This is a genomic window from Thermosulfurimonas dismutans (genome assembly GCF_001652585.1).
Taxonomy (GTDB): domain Bacteria; phylum Desulfobacterota; class Thermodesulfobacteria; order Thermodesulfobacteriales; family Thermodesulfobacteriaceae; genus Thermosulfurimonas; species Thermosulfurimonas dismutans.
The window spans coordinates 53,623-69,398 of record NZ_LWLG01000010.1 but is presented as its reverse complement, the minus strand read 5'-3'; the positions used below and the strand labels follow the sequence as shown (position 1 = coordinate 69,398).

The window sequence follows — 15,776 nt, the reverse complement described above, 5'->3', positions numbered from 1 at the left end:
TTTCCTGGATCTCATCCAGGAGGGGAATCTGGGGTTGCTCCAAGCGGTTCGCAAATTTGACCCCTACCGGGGGGTTAAGTTCTCCTACTACGCCTCTTTCTGGATCAAGGCTTACATTCTCAAATATATCATGGACAACTGGCGGCTGGTCAAAATCGGAACCACCCAGGCCCAGCGCAAGCTCTTTTACAACCTGCGGAAGGAAAAGGAGCGTCTGGAGGCCATGGGTTTTAAGCCTACGCCGAAGCTCCTTTCTGAAAGGCTCAAGGTCAAGGAAAAGGAAGTTATCGAGATGGAACAGAGGCTTGCGGCCTCGGATATGAGTCTGGAATCTCCAATTAAGGAGGATTCCGAGGATACCTACCGGGATTTCCTGGCGGACCCTTCGCCTTCGGTCGAGGATCGCATCGCCAAGGACGAGGTTCTTTCCCGGTTTTCACAGATCCTTCATGAGTTTGGTAAGACCTTAAAAGACAAGGAAAAAGTGATCTTTTACGAGAGGCTTCTTGCCGAAGAACCCCTTACCCTTCAGGAAATCGGAAAGCGATTTGGTATTTCCCGGGAGAGGGTAAGACAGATAGAGGAGCGTTTAATCAGGAAGCTCCGCAAATATCTGGAGGAGAGGTTGCCGGATGCCCATAACTATCCGCTGGCCCTTGAAGGCGCTACTGCTTAGCCTTTTCTGTCTGGCTTTTCTGATTTCTCAGGTTTCAGCTGCGGAGCGTGCCGAGGCTTATTATCACTTCCTGGCGGGTATGAAGGCCTATCAGGAGGGAAAGCTCTACGAGGCCCGAAAGGAATTACTCAAAACCATAAAGAAAGATCCAAAGGCTATTTATCCTCGAAAGATTCTGATAGAGATATATGGCCGACTTGGGGAATACGATAAGGCCGAGGCTGTAGCCCGCAAGGCCCTTAAACTTTCTCCAGGAGACGATGACATCCTTTACCTCTTGGCCAAGGTCTACCTTTCTCAAAACAGACCTGCCAGGGCTATCGTGACCTTGGAAAAAATTCTCGAAAGGTCCCCTCAGGACGAAAGGGCCTTGGGGCTTCTGATAAAGGCCTATCTTTCCGAGAAGGACCTCTCTGGGGCCATTTCCTCGGTGGAACGTTTGCTTGCGATCCATCCCGAAGCCCATCATCTATGGCTCTTGAAGGCCCGCCTTTTGGCTAGGACCGAACGTACTTCAGAGGCCAAGGAGGCCTATCTGAAAGCGGTTTCTATTTCTGGGGAGAAACTTCAGGTTGTTCTAGAGGCCGGAGAGTTTCTGAAAAAGATTGGAGCTTTGGCCGAGGCGGAGGATCTTTATCGCCGTTATCTTGAAAAGAATCCCGAGGATTTCCATGTTAAACAGGCCTTGCTCGAGATCCTTCTGACGGAGGGAAAGTGGTCGGAGGCTCGCTCTTTGCTGGAGGAAACCCTCCAGCAGGACCCCGAGAATCCGCGGGCACTCTTTTTCCTGGGACTGGTCTTCGAAAAGGAAGGCCAGCAAGAAAAGGCCTTGGAGCTCTATCGGCAAATTCCCAGGGACAGCCTCTTTTTTACAGAGGCTGTCCGTCGAACATACTCCTTGATCTTGGACCTTAAGGGACCGGAAGAAGGCCTGGCATATCTCAAGGAGATCACCCGGGAGGTAGAGGACAATCCAGAGATCTTTGTTTTTGCAGCCACTGCGGCCGAAGATCTAGATCGTTGCGAGGAGGGCCTTGCCTTTGCCGAAAAGGGGTTGGCTCGCTTTTCTGAAAACAGGGACTTGATCCTTGCTAAAGGGCTCCTCCTCTCTTGTCTCGGAAAACTTCGAGAAGCTTTACGTTTGGTAGAACCCCTCCTTGAAGAGGATCCGGATGATCCCGTGGTTCTCAACTTCGTGGGCTATACCTATGCCGAGCTGGGAGAGAATCTTTCCGAGGCTGAGCAATATATCCGCAAGGCTTTAAAGACCATGCCGGAGGCCGGGTATATTGTAGATAGTCTGGCCTGGGTGCTTTTCAAACAGGGAAAACTGGAAGAAGCTTCTCAGGAAATCAAAAGAGCGGTTGAACTCTCTCCGGAGGATGCCGTTATCCGGGAGCATGAAGGAGACATTCTCAAGGCTTTAGGTCGCATGGAGGAGGCCTGTCGCAGCTATGAGGAGGCCTTGAAAAGGGCTAAACACCGCCGGGATCGCGAACGTATCGAGAAAAAGGTTTCTGCGTGCCGGGGCGAAAACTTTTAAGCCTGTTTCTACTTTTATTATTCCTCTTTGCCTGTGCTAGACGTCCCCTTCAGCTCCCGCCAGAGGTCTGGACGGAGGAGTCCCCTTCTTTTAAGGCTTTGGTTACTTTTAGGGTTTGTGCTCCTGGCAGAAAGCTCTCCGGAAAGGCAGTGATTATAAGTTCAGAAAGGACGCTTTATGTGGAAGGCTTCTCCCTTTTGGGAGCCCCTCTTTTTTCCTTATGGGTACAGACTGATGGCTTCTATTTGGTCTCCTATGTGGAAGGCAAGGCCTACCATGTGCTTTTGGAACCTCCCTGTCCGGAATTGAACCGGCTTTGGTCTTACCTCATTCAGGGAAAACTCCCTTCGACCCTACAATGGAAAGTTGAAAACCGAGCCTCGATCAGGCTCGGCCAAGGCTATAAACTGACGGTCAAAGGTCAACCTCCAGTCTTTAAAATTTCTTATCGCAAGAGGGGCTTGTTTGAGGAAAAGGTAAGCGGGAAAGAATTCCTGTTTGAATTCCCTCTTTTTCACGCTAGCATTCAATTTAAATGGAAAAGAAAGGAACCTCTCTTGGCCTTTGAAGCTCCACCTCCCCGACCGGTACTGCCCTACCAAAGGCTTACCTTGAAGGTGGCGGAATTTACCGATATAAAGGCTGATTAACGGGATATTTTCACAAATTCCAATTCCTCCACCGCCATAGGGGTGGCTTTTCTCACCCTTATTTCCCAGTCTCTATGCCGAAACTTTTCGCCTGTTTTCGGGATCCGGCCGGCTATTTTGAGGACAAAGCCTCCCACGGTTTCGTACTCCCCTGGAGGAAGCTCTATGCCTATCTCCCTGGCCTTTTCTATTTCCATAAAGGCTTTTACCAGAAAGTGTCCGGAACCGAGTTTGATAAAAGGTTTCAATTCCATTTCCAGCTCGTCCCAGAAGTCACCTAGGATCTCCTCTACCAGATCTTCCAGGGTGACGATACCTACTGCGGCTCCATATTCGTCCACTACCACCGCGAAGTCCTCGCCGCTTTTCTGCATTTCGGAAAGGGTCTCTGCGGCAGGCTTGAATTCCGGAATATAAGGGACCTTTTGGATATAGGCCGAAAGCAGACCATCCTTCGGGGCATCCAAAAGATCCTGGGCCCGAACCGCTCCTATGATGTTGTAAACTCTTCCGCGAAAGACGGGAATCCTTGAAAAACCGTAATGGGCAAATATGCGCAAGGCTTCCTCTACCCGGGCACGATCCGGAAGCATCTTGAGTCTTACCAGAGGGACCATAACCTGACCTACGGTCTTCCCGGAAAATTCGAAAAGCCGGGCCAAAGCGGCCTTCTCCATGGGTTCTAGTTCTTCTCCGGATACAAGTAAACCCTTCAATTCTTCTCTTAGCATAGAAGGAATGGGCCTTTCAGAGAGTCCCAAATTTTCGAGGGTCTTTTTTACCAGTTTTGAGACTACGAATATCAGGGGAAACAGGAGGCGTGAGGCCAGATAGAGAGGAGGGGCCAGGATCGGGGCCAGGGTTTCGGCCTTTTCCCGGGCGAGATTCTTGGGAATAATCTGGCCGAAAAGGAGCATCACCGGAGGGAGGCCTAGGAGGGCCATAAAGGCTCCATGCTGCGGGAAGAACTCGATAAGAAAGCCGGTGGTGAAGACCCCATTGGCTATCACACAGAGATTTAGACCGAGAAGGGTGGTGGCCAGCAGCCTTTCGGGGTCCTTCAGGAGTATGAGGGCCACCCTGGCTCCAAAATTTTTCCGGGCGTTCTTATGGAGCCAGGCCTCTCCGACAGAAATGAGAGCTATTTCCGCAGCTGCAAAGAAGGCCTCTCCTAGAAGAAAAATAATGAAAAGTAGACTAGAGATGAGCTTCATCTCCCTCGAGCCTTTCTACTATTAGACTTTCAATGCGGTTTTTCTGTATTTTTTCTACCTGGAAACGAAAGCCATAGCCCTTGGCCTCATCTCCCTCTTTGGGGAGTTCCTGAAAGAGATGGAGGGCTAGGCCGGCCATGGTCCGGAATCCCTCTGCCGGCAGGTGGGCCCCGGTCTCGCGGTTGAAATCCTCTATTTGAACCCGTCCTTTCACTCTATAGATCCCTTCGCCTAACTTCTCGATCAGGGGCTCCTTGCTCTCCCTTGCCTGATAAATTTCTCCGAAAAGTTCTTCAAGCACATCCTCCAGAGTTACCAGACCGCTGATGTGTCCGTATTCATCTACCACGAGGGCCATTTTTATCCGGCGTCTCTGAAACTCCTCGAGCAATTTACGTACCCTGGTCTTTTCGGGTACGAAGAAGGCCGGGCGACTTAGTTCGGAGAGTTTGTGGATCTCTGTGTGCAAGCGCGCCTTTAAGAGATCCTGCACGTAGAGGATACCGACCACTTTATCAAGGTGTTCCCGATAAATTGGAATTTTGTGGAAGGGTATTTCCTTTAAGGTATGGAGAAGATTTTCCGTTATTTTCTGGTCTTCAAGAGCGAAGATATCCTTACGAGGAGTCATGATAGCCGAGACCGGAGTTTCTTCGGACTCAAAAAGACTATAGATGAAAAGTCTTTCCTGAGGGCCTAGGGCCCCTGACAGGTAGGCCTTTTCCACCAAATGTTTTATTTCCTCCTCGGCGGTTACGGATTTGGGGGAGACGGTGGTGAGACCGAAGACCCGGAAAATCGTTTGAGCCAGAGAAAGGAGGAGTATCCGTAAGGGGGCCAGTAAAATTTCTGCCGCAAGAAGGGGTCTTGAGAGGAGACAGGCCGCTTTTTCCCGGAATTTCAGCCCCAGGACCTTGGGAAAGAGGTCGCCCCAAACGAAAAGTACGGCCGTTATTAGGGGATAGGCCAGCCATTTTCCATACGGACCAAAAGTTTTAAGGAAAAACCAGCTTGTAAGGCCCGAAGAGATGATATCCGCGATCTCGTTTCCCATGAGGATGGTGGTGAGTAGCTTTTGAGGATCTCTCAGTAATTCGGCAGCCAGTCGACAGGAGGCTCGGGGATGATTTTTGAGCTTGGCCTGGTCTATGCGACTCAAAGAAAAGAGGGCCGTTTCCGAGCAGGTAAAAAAAGAGGAAAGCAAGACAAAAAATACTATCGCTGCTGGCACTAGCCAGATATCCAACTAACCCTTTCCTCCTTCTCAGTTATCCGGTAAAAAGATAATACCATGAATGCTAAATGGGCGTCTCTTCTCCTGGCCGGTTTTTTAACCCTTATAGTTTTTGCCCTTCTTTTTCGGCTTTTTTTACCCTTCTTTCAGCCTATCTCCTGGGCGGTGATTCTGTCTCTTTTCCTTTTTCCTCTCAACCGCTTTCTCAGGAAAAAACTCCACGGGCGTCGTGGACTTTCGGCCTTGATTCTTACTATTTCGGTAGTGGTATTTATCCTGATTCCGGTAAGCTTTGCTCTCACCGAGGTTACCGCTCAGGCCCTTGACCTCATTCGGGGGGGTAAAAGTCTCCTTGAACGGGGTCCCGAAGCCTTAATTCCCTCCTCTGAGGTTCATCCTCGGCTTCACGCCTTGGTAAAGGTGATCATTGAACGGCTTTCTCCCTTTGAGAACCAGGTTAAACAGGTGTTGGCCACGGTGGCCTCCAATACCGGACAGTTTCTCTTTACCCAGGGCAAGGCCCTTTTCAAGAACACCGTTCAGCTTATCCTAAATCTGGTCTTCATGTTGGTTACCCTTTTCTATATCTTTAGGGATGGGGACGAATTTTTTGAAAAAGTGAAGGGCCTTCTTCCTACCTCTCCCGAGGAGACCGAAAGGATCGCCGGCAAAGTCCAGGAAGTGCTACTTGCGGTCCTTTACGGGAGTATCCTTACCGGACTGATTCAGGGGCTGGCGGCTCTTTTTATATATCTCGTTCTTAGGGTTCCCTCTCCGGTTCTCCTGGGCCTTTTTACGGCCGCGGCCTCCTTCGTGCCCATCGTGGGCACGGCCCTGGTCTGGGTGCCTATCGTCATATATCTCCTGATCAAGGGGGCCATCTTTAAGGCCTTGATTCTTTTGATTTACTGTGCCCTAGTGGTGAGCCAGATAGATTCTATCATCCGACCTTTTATAGTGGGCTCTCGCACTGAAATCCACAACCTTTTCCTCTTTTTCAGTATCCTTGGGGGGCTCAAGACCTTTGGTATCTTGGGAGTCTTTCTGGGGCCCATTATCCTTTCCCTTTCCGTTTCTCTAATAGAGATCTACCGTTTGAAGGTTCTGCAACGTGCCTGAGCTTCCAGAAGTCGAAACTATCAAAAGGGATCTTGCTTCGCGACTTCCTGGTGCCCAGCTCCGAAATCTAAAGGTTCTCCTTGTAAAAATAGTACGACCCGGCCAGGAGGCTTTTCGAAAGCTACTTCTCGGAAAAACCCTTGAGGCCATCTCTCGTCGGGGGAAACTCCTCATCTTTGAGTTCGGAGAAAGCGTTCTTCTTGTTCACTTAGGCCTCACAGGTTCCCTCATACTCAAAGAGAGCTTTCCCCCACCTCACACCCATGTGATCTTTGAGTTTGATAAGGGCACCCTCTTTTACGCCGATCTGAGGCAATTCGGCTGGCTGGAGGCCGTACCTCGCAAAGATTTGGCTCTGCATTCCTTCTACGCCTCTTTGGGCCCGGATGCCTTGGGAATATCTCCTTCCCAGTTTGAACGTCTTATTCTTTCTTCTCGCCGCAAGATAAAAGCCCTCTTGCTTGACCAGAAAAAAATTGCCGGTCTAGGAAACATTTATACCGATGAAGTCCTGTTTCGGGCCGGAATTCATCCCGAAAGACCGGCCGCCACCCTTTCCCAGGAGGAGATTAAAAGACTCTACTCCACTATGAGAGAGGTTCTTCTTCGGGCCATAGAGCTTCGAGGATCGTCCGTTAGGAACTACGTGGACGGTAAAGGACGGACCGGTCGTTTCCAGGAAGAACACCTGGTTTACGGAAAAAGAGGCCGTCCTTGTCTACGGTGCGGTACCCCTTTGGAATACCGAGTAGTGGCCACTAGGGGGACTACCTTCTGCCCGAAGTGCCAGTCCCTGCCCTAGCTCTTTTCCCAAATAAGTTTTAACTTAAATGTAGGATGTCTCGCAGAGATATTGTTCGGATAAGCGATATTCTGGATCAGATTCAAAGTTATCTCCCAGGGGCCAACACGCATCTGGTAGAGAAGGCTTACGTCTTTGCCGCCAAGGCCCATGCTGGACAAATCCGGAAATCCGGCGAGCCTTACCTCTCGCATCCCTTGGCCGTGGCTTACATCCTCTCCCAGATGAAAATGGATCTCCCCACCATTGCCGCCGGTATGCTTCACGATACCGTGGAAGATTCCGGGGTCACGCTGGAGGAGATCAAACGGCACTTTGGGGAGGAGGTGGCCCTGATCGTGGATGGGGTCACCAAGCTGGGGGCCCTTCCGGCCACCAGTCGTCTCCACAAACAGGCGGAAAACTTCCGCAAGATGCTTCTGGCCATGGCCAAGGACCTAAGGGTCATTTTGGTCAAGCTCGCCGACCGGCTCCACAACATGCGAACCCTGGAGTTTCAGCCCGAACACAAACGCCGCCGTATAGCCCAAGAGACCTTGGACATTTACGCTCCTATTGCCAGCCGTCTAGGTATAGACTGGTTAAAACAGGAACTCGAGGATCTTTCCTTCCGATATCTCTATCCAGAGGATTATGAAAGGCTCAAAGCCGAGGTGGAAAAGCGGGTGGAGGAGGCCCAGGGATATGTGGATGAGGTGAAAAAGCTCATCCGGGAAACTCTTGAAAAACACGGTATCAAGGCCAGGGTTCTTGGGCGTACCAAGCACCTCTGGAGCGTCTATTGCAAACTGGAGCGTTACGGCTTGACCATTGATCAGTTAGACCAAATTTACGATCTCATAGGCTTCCGGGTGATCGTAAAGACCGTGAAGGAGTGTTACGAAGTCCTAGGAATCATCCATGCCCTATGGCTTCCCATCCCTGGCCGTTTCAAAGACTATATCAGTCTCCCCAAGCCCAATATGTATCAGAGTCTTCATACCACGGTTTTGGGGCCGCGGGGAAAACGCATAGAGATTCAGATTCGCACCGAGGAGATGGACCGTATCGCCAACGAAGGGATTGCAGCCCATTGGTTATACAAAGAGGGTGCGATCCTCTCGCCAGAACAGAGTAAAAAATTCGAATGGTTAGAACGCCTGGTGGAACTGCAGAAGGAACTTCAGAACCCCCGGGAATTTCTGGAATCCTTGCGCATGGATCTTTTTCCCGAGGAAGTCTATGTCTTTACCCCTAATGGGGACATCAAGGTCCTTCCGCGGGGGGCCACCCCGGTGGATTTTGCCTACGCCATCCACACCGAGATCGGGCACCGCTGTGCCCGGGCCTGGGTCAACGGAAGATTGGTGCCCCTGGACTACCAGCTTCAAACCGGAGATATCGTAAAAATCGATACCGTTCCTCAGCACCATCCCAGCCGCGACTGGCTCAAATTTGTGAAGACTAGCCGGGCCCGGAGCCGGATTCGGCAATGGCTTCGTGCAGAAGAGAAGGAACGGGTTATCGCCGCCGGTCGGGAAATGTTGGCCAAGGAGTTCCGTAAACACCGCCAAAATATTTCCGAATTTTTGGAGTCCCCCAAGGCCTTGGAAGTGGCCCAGAAGCTCACCTACAAAAGCGTGGAGGACCTCCTTGCGGCCATAGGCTATGGGAAGATAACCCCCCTTCAGGTTCTTAAAAAATATCTGGGGGAAGAGAAGCCAGCTCCGCCCTCTAAACCTCCTTCCGAAAAACCTTTGAGTCCCGAGGCTTTTGAGCGAGCTGGGGAGGCGCTCTCGGTAGATGGTACCAGAGACGTTCTTTTCCATTTAAGCCGCTGTTGCAATCCCGTTCCAGGAGACGAGGTCATAGGCTACATCACCCGGGGGAAGGGGATTTCTGTTCACCGGGTGGATTGTCCCAATGTGCCCTTGCTCGATGATGAAAGGAAGATCGAGGTCCGCTGGGAAAAACCCGACGGACTATCTCATCCGGCAAGACTTTCTATTATCACTCATGATCGGAAGGGGATGCTGGCCGCGGTTTCAACCGCGGTCAGCTCCGCCGAGGCCAACATCTTAAAGGCCGAGGTCCGGACCACCCCCGACCGCCGGGCGGTCTTTGACATGGTGGTAGAGGTCACGGACCGGAGTCATCTCGAAAAAATTATGGCCAATATCCGGGCCGTGGATGGGGTTTTAAAAGTAGAGAGACGGATGGCCTAGCGGACGGCCTTTTGGACCTTACCGGCCTTGAGACAGCGGGTACAGACCCTGATTCTCCGGACCTGGCCATTGGGGAGTTTGGCCCTTACCCTTTGCAGATTGGGATACCACCACCGACCGGCTCTCTTAGCCGAATGACTAATTTTGTGTCCGGTATGAGGACGCTTTCCACAAATCTCACAAACCCTAGCCATGTTAACCTCCTTTAACTAGAAGCTTCCTCCCAACTGGAAATTCCAGTTGCTGCTGTCCTCGCCAGGCTTTTTATCTATATTCCATCCGAACTCGATCCGCAAGGGGCCCATAGGAGAAAGCCATCGAATACCGAATCCGACACTTTTCCTCAATTCCGAAGTATCAAAACCATGTTCCTTGTCCCAGACTGTACCGGTATCGAAGAAGAGAACACCTTTCAAGTCGATGCTCTTAAGGAGCGTAAAAATAGTCTCGGCCTGGAGAAAGAACATGCGGGTACCACCGATCCGTTCTCCGGTGTCTGGATCAATGGGGCTGATGTCTCCATAACGATAACCCCGTACGGAGTTAAGCCCCCCGAGATAGAACTTCTCGTAAACCGGCACCTTCTTGCCTGAACCTTCGGTAATGTAGCCCGCGCCAAGGTGGAGGTGTCCGGTAAAGCCAAAAAGGAGAGGGAAATAGAAATGGGAACTCAGTACGGTCTTCAGGTATTCACTATCCCCTCCCAGGAACTGACCTGCAAGCTCCGTGTCTAATTGATGGAACATGCCTCTGGTGGGCACAAACCAGCGATTACGAGTGTCATAGGTTAAGCCGGCTTCCAGGGCACTGGTGATGTTGACATCCAAGGATTCCTTAATGGCATCTGAAATTATGGGATTAAGATCCGTGAGGTCGGTGTCGTCATAACGATATCCCCCGTAAATCCTCAAATTGGGCGTTAAGAGATAACCTATCCGCAGGCTTCCCCCGGAGCTCTCCCGGGTGAAATCTTCGTATTCCCGAGACCAGTTGTAAAGGCTGGTCGAGAGTGAAACCTTGGTATCACGGAAATATGGCTCTACAAAGGTGAGGGCGTAGCGGCTGGAACGCGTCCCGAGAATACCTTGAAAACTTAAAGTTTGGCCTTTCCCTAGGAAGTTTCTCTGGGAGATCTGACCCATGAAGATGAGTTTGTCCACCGAACTGTATCCCGCCCCGATACTGAAGGTCCCGGTGGGGCGTTCTTTGACCTTTACTCGGATGTCCATAAGATTTTCTTTGACGCCTTTTTCTTTCTCGATGCTCACATCTTCAAAATACCCCAGACGTCTCAAGCGACCCTCGCTCTTCTTGAGACGGGTGGCGCTGAAAGGGCGCTGTTCCACCACCAGGAGTTCTCGGCGGATGACCTTGTCCCGGGTCTTGGTGTTGCCCTCGATCTCGATGCGGTTGACATAGACCATGGGGCCCCGGTCGACTTTAAAGGTCACATCTACGGTCTTGGTCTCGGGATGCCTTTTAAGTTCCGGGTCCACCTTGGCGTAGGCGTAACCCTTGTCGGCAAAAAGGTCGGCGATCTTCATCTGGTCGCGCCGCAGGGCCTCTCGGCTGAAGGCCTTCTCTTTGGGAAGACTAAGGGCTTGGAGGATTTTTTCCCTGGGATAAAGGTCCTGGATGACCTCCACCCGGCCCACCCGGTACTGGGGCCCTTCTTCAATGGGAATAGTGATGTATACCCAGCCGTCCTTTTCTTTGATGCGGGGTTCACCTATGCGGACTTCAATGTAGCCGTGATTTTGATAAAAGGTTTCTATCTTGGACAGATCCCGGTAGAGGAAGGCCAGACTGTAAACACCGGGTTCGGCCGCGGGTTCGGGTGAAATAAAGCCCTTTACGGTCTGGACGGCCTTTTTTACCCAAGAGAAGGCCGTTTTTTCACTTACCGAAAGGAGCTTCTTGAGCTGCTTGTCTGAGAAGGCCCGGTTGCCTGCAAAATCGATCTTCTTGATGTAAAGCTTCCGCCCTTCCTTAATGTGAAAGACTACCTTTACTCTGCGACCAGCAAGGGGCTTGACCTCCGGAATCACCCGGGTGTGGTAATAGCCCTTCTGCTGATATACGGCCTTTATAGTCTCTGCCGCTCTGTCTATCTCTTTGAGATTGAGGACCGAAAGGGGCTTGATCTCTACCACCTTCTTGAGGTCGGATTCACTTATGGCTTTGTTCCCCTTAAAGACGATCTCCCGGATGACCGGTTTTTCCTGAACAATGTAGGTGAGGATCAGGCCCCCTTCCTTTTCGGTAACATCGGCCTTTACATCCTCGAAATAGCCGAGTTTGTAAATAGCCTTTAGATCCTTACGAACTTTTTCTGGATCAAGAAATTCTCCGGGTTTAACCGAGACTTTTTCCAGGATGACTTCTTCATCAACCCGCAGGTTGCCTGACACCTTAATCTCAAGGACCTTCTGTTTCTCAAGCAGAGTGGCTAGCAAAGCCTCTCCGGCCCTATCTTCGATCTCTGGCCAGTCCGAAAGGGCCCCGGCGGTGTAAGTATGATGTGGGTTTTCCCAGTCCTTCCGTAAGACCTCAAGATCCACACTCACCTCGCCCCCTATCTCCGTAACCGTCCCCCAGATAACGGCGAAATATCCTTCCTTTTCGAGGAGCTTGCGGGCTTCTTGGGCGGAAAAAGAGGGAGGTAGCGTTTCGTTGACCTCAACTCGGAAACCTTCCCCTTTAAGGCTATCCGCCAAGGCTTCCCTCAGCCTCTTCATGAGGAGAGGTCTTTCCACCGGCCCCCGTTCCTTTAAAGGAAGGATAAGTACGGGGAGCCTCAGTTTGATCTGCGAAAAGGCCTTCGAGGAGAATACCAGAAGGCCCCCCAGAATGAACAGAAGAATTCTAACTCTCAAGGGTAAGGAGTTTTTCACGCGAGACCTCCCTGAGCTTTCCCCCTTCAAGCTTTAAGATCCGATCCATTTTGGCGGCCAGACGTAGGTTGTGCGTTACTACCACTAGGGTAGTAGCATATTTTTGGTTGAGATGCAAAAAGATTTCGGTCATCTCCTCGGCATTTTGGTCGTCGAGATTCCCGGTGGGCTCATCCGCAAAGACTATCCGGGGATTGAGGAGCAGGGCCCGGGCAATCGCCGCTCGCTGTTTCTCGCCCCCTGAAAGCTCCGTTACTCGATGAAAGAGCCTTTTTGAAAGCCCGAACTGAGAGAGGAGGTTTTCGGCCCGCTGGCGGGCTTCCTCCCGTGGGAGACCGGCGAGCAGCCCCGGAAGCATAACGTTTTCCAGGGTATTGAATTCTGGAAGAAGATAGTGGAGCTGAAAGACAAAACCCATATGCTGGTTTCGAAAACGGGAGAGGGCCTCATCCGAGAGGGAAAAAATGTCCTCTCCAAAGTGGTAGATCCGACCCTCGGTGGGGACCTCAAGTCCGCCTAGGATGTGTAGAAGAGTAGTCTTGCCTACTCCAGAAGGGCCGATGATGGCTACCTTTTCTCCGGGAGCCACCGTAAGGTCTAGACCTTTAAGGATTTCAAGATCTCCCTCAGGATGAGGGAAGACCTTGCGGAGGCCGCGGACCTCGATAGCCGGGGGGTTAACCATATCGCAGGACCTCCGCCGGCGGAAGTTTGGCCGCCTGTCGAGCCGGAAAGATGGCGGCGAGTAAACTGAGGATCAAAGCCGAGAATACAATGGTGGCCACGTCCAAAAATTCCACCCTTACCGGGAGGTAGTCCACGGGATAGACGTCGCCCGGAAGTTTTATCACAGGATAACGGGAAAGGACCGCGCAAAGCGATAGACCAAGGATCAAGCCAAGCGCAGTACCCATGATACCGAGAAGAAAGCCCGAAAAAAGAAAGATCCGGAGGATGTTTTTCTCCGTTGCCCCTAAGGCCTTGAGAAGGGCGATGTCCGGGCGTTTTTCGGAGACTAACATTACTAGGGCGGCCACGATGTTGAAGGCCGCCACTACTACGATGAGCGTGAGAACTACGAACATGCCGGTCTTCTCAAGCTTCAAGGCCGAAAACAGGCTGCGGTTGAGGGTTTGCCAGTCCACTACATAGTAGGTGTAGCCCAGGCTCCGAGATAGCTTCTGGACCACCTCTCTGGAGAGGAAAGGGTCCACCAGTTTGATTTCAAGGCCCGTGACCCTTTTCCCTTCGCCGCTTATTTTCTGGGCTACCGACAGGGGAACCAGCGCCAGGGAAAGGTCATAGTCATAAAGGCCGGTTTCAAAGATGCCGGCCACCTCAAAGGGGACGAACCGGGGAAGTAATCCGATGGGAGTCATGCGTCCGCGAGGGTAGAGGAATCTCACCCGATCTCCGACTGTAACTCCGAGTCTTTCGGCAAGCCTTTTCCCCAGGAGTATGGGATAGGGGCTTTGGGAGGAAGCGGTGAAGTTCCCCGAGATGAGCCTCAACGTTTTGAGTTCTTTAGCCTTGCTGAAGGGAAGACCCTTGAGGATCACCCCGGCTTCACCTTGGCCCGAAAGCAGAAGCCCTTGAAGAGAAACGAAGGGATAGAGGCTTTCAAGGGGGAAATCGTTTTCTTCAAAGAAAGTCCTAATTTTCTGCTCAAGCCCCTCGTATTCTACAAAAGGCCCCTGAACCTTTTCCACCACCACATGGGGATTCACCGAAAGGATTTTTTCCTTCAGGATTTGCTGGAAACCGGTCATGACTGCGATCACTACTATGAGGGCGGCCACCCCGATGGCGATGGCGAGCACGGAGATGTTGGCGATCACCCCGGTGAGCCGCTCCCTCTTCCGGGAGAAGACGTAGCGTCGAGAAATGAACCACTCGAAGGCAAGCCCCATCAAGCCTCCGGCCTTAGATGTGGGAAAAGGATGACTTCCCGGATAGAGGGCGAATCCGTAAAGAGCATGACCACCCGGTCGATACCAATTCCTTCCCCAGCGGTAGGGGGCATACCGTATTCCAAGGCCCGGATAAAGTCCTCGTCCATCTCCGGATGGATCTCAGGATCGTCCTCAAGGCGTTTCCGGATCTGCTCCTCAAAACGGACCCTCTGGTCCCGGGGGTCGTTCAGCTCCGAGAAGGCGTTGGCGATCTCCCGACCAGCGATGAAGAGTTCAAACCGGTCGGTGATGGAAGGATCTTTGTCGTTCCTCCGAGCCAGCGGGGAGATCTCCACCGGGAATTCGGTGATGAAGGTGGGCTGGATGAGCTTGGGTTCCACCAGGGCGTCAAAGAGCTTGGCCCAGAGCTTCTGAAGCACCGGCTCCCGGGGATCCACTTTGATGTCTCTTTGTTTGGCAAATTCGAGAATTTTCTCTTTAGATTCTAGAACTTCCTCCGGTACCCCTCCGATCTCCAGCAAGGCCTTCTTGAAAGGAATCCGGGGCCAGGGTGGAGTGAAGTCTATGGTTTCGCCCTGGTAGGTGATCCGGTTTTCTCCGGTTAGTTCTTGGGCTAGGCCTACGAAGATCTCCTCCGTCCGGCGCATGAGGTCCTCGTAGGTGGCGTAGGCCTCGTAAAACTCGAGCATGGTGAACTCCGGGTTGTGCTGGGTGGAAACTCCTTCGTTCCGGAAGTTGCGATTCAGTTCAAAGACCCGCTCGAAGCCGCCCACGAGGAGCCTCTTGAGATAAAGTTCTGGGGCGATCCTTAAATAGAGCTCCCTTTCTAGGGCGTGATGGAAGGTCTTAAAAGGTCTCGCAGTGGCTCCGCCGGGTATAGGTTGCATCATAGGGGTTTCTACTTCTAGAAATCCGTTGGAGATAAAATAATCCCGTAAGTATTGAACGATGCGGGTTCGGGTGCGGAAGATCTCCCTCACCCGGGGGTTCATAATGAGATCTACATAGCGCATGCGGTAGCGTAGTTCGGTATCCCGCAGGCCGTGAAACTTTTCGGGAAGGGGCCGGAAGGCCTTGGTGACCAAGCGGATTTCCTTGGCCAGCACCGTGAGCTCCCCGGTCTTGGTGCGAAAGAGGGGGCCTTCCACCCCGATGATGTCCCCTATGTCAAAGTACTTTTTGAAGAGTTTGAACTGTTCCTCGCCCACTTCATCCCGTTTGACGAAGACCTGGATGCGGCCGGTCTCATCCTGGATATGGATGAAGACCGCCTTGCCGAAATCCCGGCGGGCCATCATGCGGCCGGCCAGGCGAAAGGTCTTTCCTAGTTTTTCCAGAGTTTCGTTGTCGTAATCCTTGAAAAGATCCTGGAGCACTCCGGCCCGATCCGTGGGCCTGAAATCGTTTGGGAAAAGGGGATGGCCTAGTTTTTCAAATTCTTCGGCCTTTTTGCGCCGAGCCTCCAAGACTGCGCTTTCCTCTTTCACCGCTAACCTCCTTCCGCGGGGATGTGTCTTGAAACCATAT

Annotated in this window: 13 protein-coding genes; 6 read left to right on the top strand and 7 right to left on the bottom strand. The window is 51.9% G+C overall.

What is annotated here, in order from left to right:
- The 3 genes from TDIS_RS07175 to TDIS_RS07165 all read left to right on the top strand — a co-directional run.
- A partial coding sequence (locus TDIS_RS07175; RefSeq protein ID WP_153303802.1) for a sigma-70 family RNA polymerase sigma factor occupies positions 1–676 on the top strand: 676 nt, incomplete at its 5' end.
- Entirely contained in the window at positions 633–2,219 is a 1,587-nt protein-coding gene (locus tag TDIS_RS07170; RefSeq protein ID WP_068670794.1) for a tetratricopeptide repeat protein, read from the top strand. The genes TDIS_RS07175 and TDIS_RS07170, both read left to right, overlap by 44 nt.
- Entirely contained in the window at positions 2,198–2,869 is a 672-nt protein-coding gene (locus tag TDIS_RS07165) for a hypothetical protein (RefSeq protein ID WP_068670792.1), read from the top strand. Before TDIS_RS07170 ends, TDIS_RS07165 begins: the two co-directional genes overlap by 22 nt.
- On the opposite strand, the gene TDIS_RS07160 is transcribed toward TDIS_RS07165, so the two are convergent.
- A complete protein-coding gene (locus tag TDIS_RS07160; RefSeq protein ID WP_068670789.1) occupies positions 2,866–4,083 on the bottom strand; it encodes a hemolysin family protein in 1,218 nt (405 codons plus the stop codon). The two genes, TDIS_RS07165 and TDIS_RS07160, sit on opposite strands and share 4 nt — an antisense overlap.
- Positions 4,067–5,329, bottom strand: coding sequence for a hemolysin family protein (locus TDIS_RS07155; RefSeq protein WP_068670787.1), 1,263 nt, complete (start codon positions 5,327–5,329; stop codon positions 4,067–4,069). Before TDIS_RS07155 ends, TDIS_RS07160 begins: the two co-directional genes overlap by 17 nt.
- A 45-nt stretch (positions 5,330–5,374) precedes the next feature.
- Here TDIS_RS07155 and TDIS_RS07150 point away from each other — a divergent pair, with 45 nt between their 5' ends.
- From TDIS_RS07150 to TDIS_RS07140, 3 genes are read left to right on the top strand one after another with little or no spacing between them, the layout of a single operon-like run.
- A complete protein-coding gene (locus tag TDIS_RS07150; protein ID WP_068670785.1) occupies positions 5,375–6,436 on the top strand; it encodes an AI-2E family transporter in 1,062 nt (353 codons plus the stop codon).
- Positions 6,429–7,238, top strand: a complete 810-nt coding sequence (gene mutM / locus TDIS_RS07145; RefSeq protein WP_068670783.1) for a bifunctional DNA-formamidopyrimidine glycosylase/DNA-(apurinic or apyrimidinic site) lyase — start codon at positions 6,429–6,431, stop codon at positions 7,236–7,238. Before TDIS_RS07150 ends, mutM begins: the two co-directional genes overlap by 8 nt.
- 35 nt (positions 7,239–7,273) lie before the next feature.
- Complete coding sequence (locus TDIS_RS07140) at positions 7,274–9,442, top strand: RelA/SpoT family protein (RefSeq protein WP_153303801.1); 2,169 nt, start codon at positions 7,274–7,276, stop codon at positions 9,440–9,442.
- On the opposite strand, the gene rpmB is transcribed toward TDIS_RS07140, so the two are convergent.
- From rpmB to lysS, 5 genes are read right to left on the bottom strand one after another with little or no spacing between them, the layout of a single operon-like run.
- Entirely contained in the window at positions 9,439–9,636 is a 198-nt protein-coding gene (gene rpmB / locus TDIS_RS07135; protein ID WP_068670781.1) for a 50S ribosomal protein L28, read from the bottom strand. The two genes, TDIS_RS07140 and rpmB, sit on opposite strands and share 4 nt — an antisense overlap.
- A gap of 15 nt (positions 9,637–9,651) precedes the next feature.
- Entirely contained in the window at positions 9,652–12,336 is a 2,685-nt protein-coding gene (gene bamA / locus TDIS_RS07130; RefSeq protein WP_068670779.1) for an outer membrane protein assembly factor BamA, read from the bottom strand.
- Complete coding sequence (locus tag TDIS_RS07125) at positions 12,308–13,021, bottom strand: ABC transporter ATP-binding protein (RefSeq protein ID WP_068670777.1); 714 nt, start codon at positions 13,019–13,021, stop codon at positions 12,308–12,310. Before TDIS_RS07125 ends, bamA begins: the two co-directional genes overlap by 29 nt.
- Positions 13,014–14,246 (bottom strand): lipoprotein-releasing ABC transporter permease subunit, encoded by a 1,233-nt coding sequence (locus TDIS_RS07120; protein WP_068670775.1) that lies wholly within the window; start codon positions 14,244–14,246, stop codon positions 13,014–13,016. The genes TDIS_RS07125 and TDIS_RS07120 overlap by 8 nt, the downstream gene beginning before the upstream one ends.
- Entirely contained in the window at positions 14,246–15,736 is a 1,491-nt protein-coding gene (lysS, locus tag TDIS_RS07115; protein WP_068670773.1) for a lysine--tRNA ligase, read from the bottom strand. Before lysS ends, TDIS_RS07120 begins: the two co-directional genes overlap by 1 nt.
- Positions 15,737–15,776 lie beyond the last annotated feature (40 nt).

Bases quoted from the DNA above. Each gene is read 5' to 3' on its own strand.
- TDIS_RS07170 (WP_068670794.1), top strand. From the start codon at position 633: ATGCCCATAACTATCCGCTGGCCCTTGAAGGCGCTACTGCTTAGCCTT.
- TDIS_RS07160 (WP_068670789.1), bottom strand. From the start codon at position 4,083: ATGAAGCTCATCTCTAGTCTACTTTTCATTATTTTTCTTCTAGGAGAG.
- TDIS_RS07150 (WP_068670785.1), top strand. From the start codon at position 5,375: ATGAATGCTAAATGGGCGTCTCTTCTCCTGGCCGGTTTTTTAACCCTT.
- TDIS_RS07140 (WP_153303801.1), top strand. From the start codon at position 7,274: ATGTCTCGCAGAGATATTGTTCGGATAAGCGATATTCTGGATCAGATT.
- rpmB (WP_068670781.1), bottom strand. From the start codon at position 9,636: ATGGCTAGGGTTTGTGAGATTTGTGGAAAGCGTCCTCATACCGGACAC.
- TDIS_RS07125 (WP_068670777.1), bottom strand. From the start codon at position 13,021: ATGGTTAACCCCCCGGCTATCGAGGTCCGCGGCCTCCGCAAGGTCTTC.
- TDIS_RS07120 (WP_068670775.1), bottom strand. From the start codon at position 14,246: ATGGGGCTTGCCTTCGAGTGGTTCATTTCTCGACGCTACGTCTTCTCC.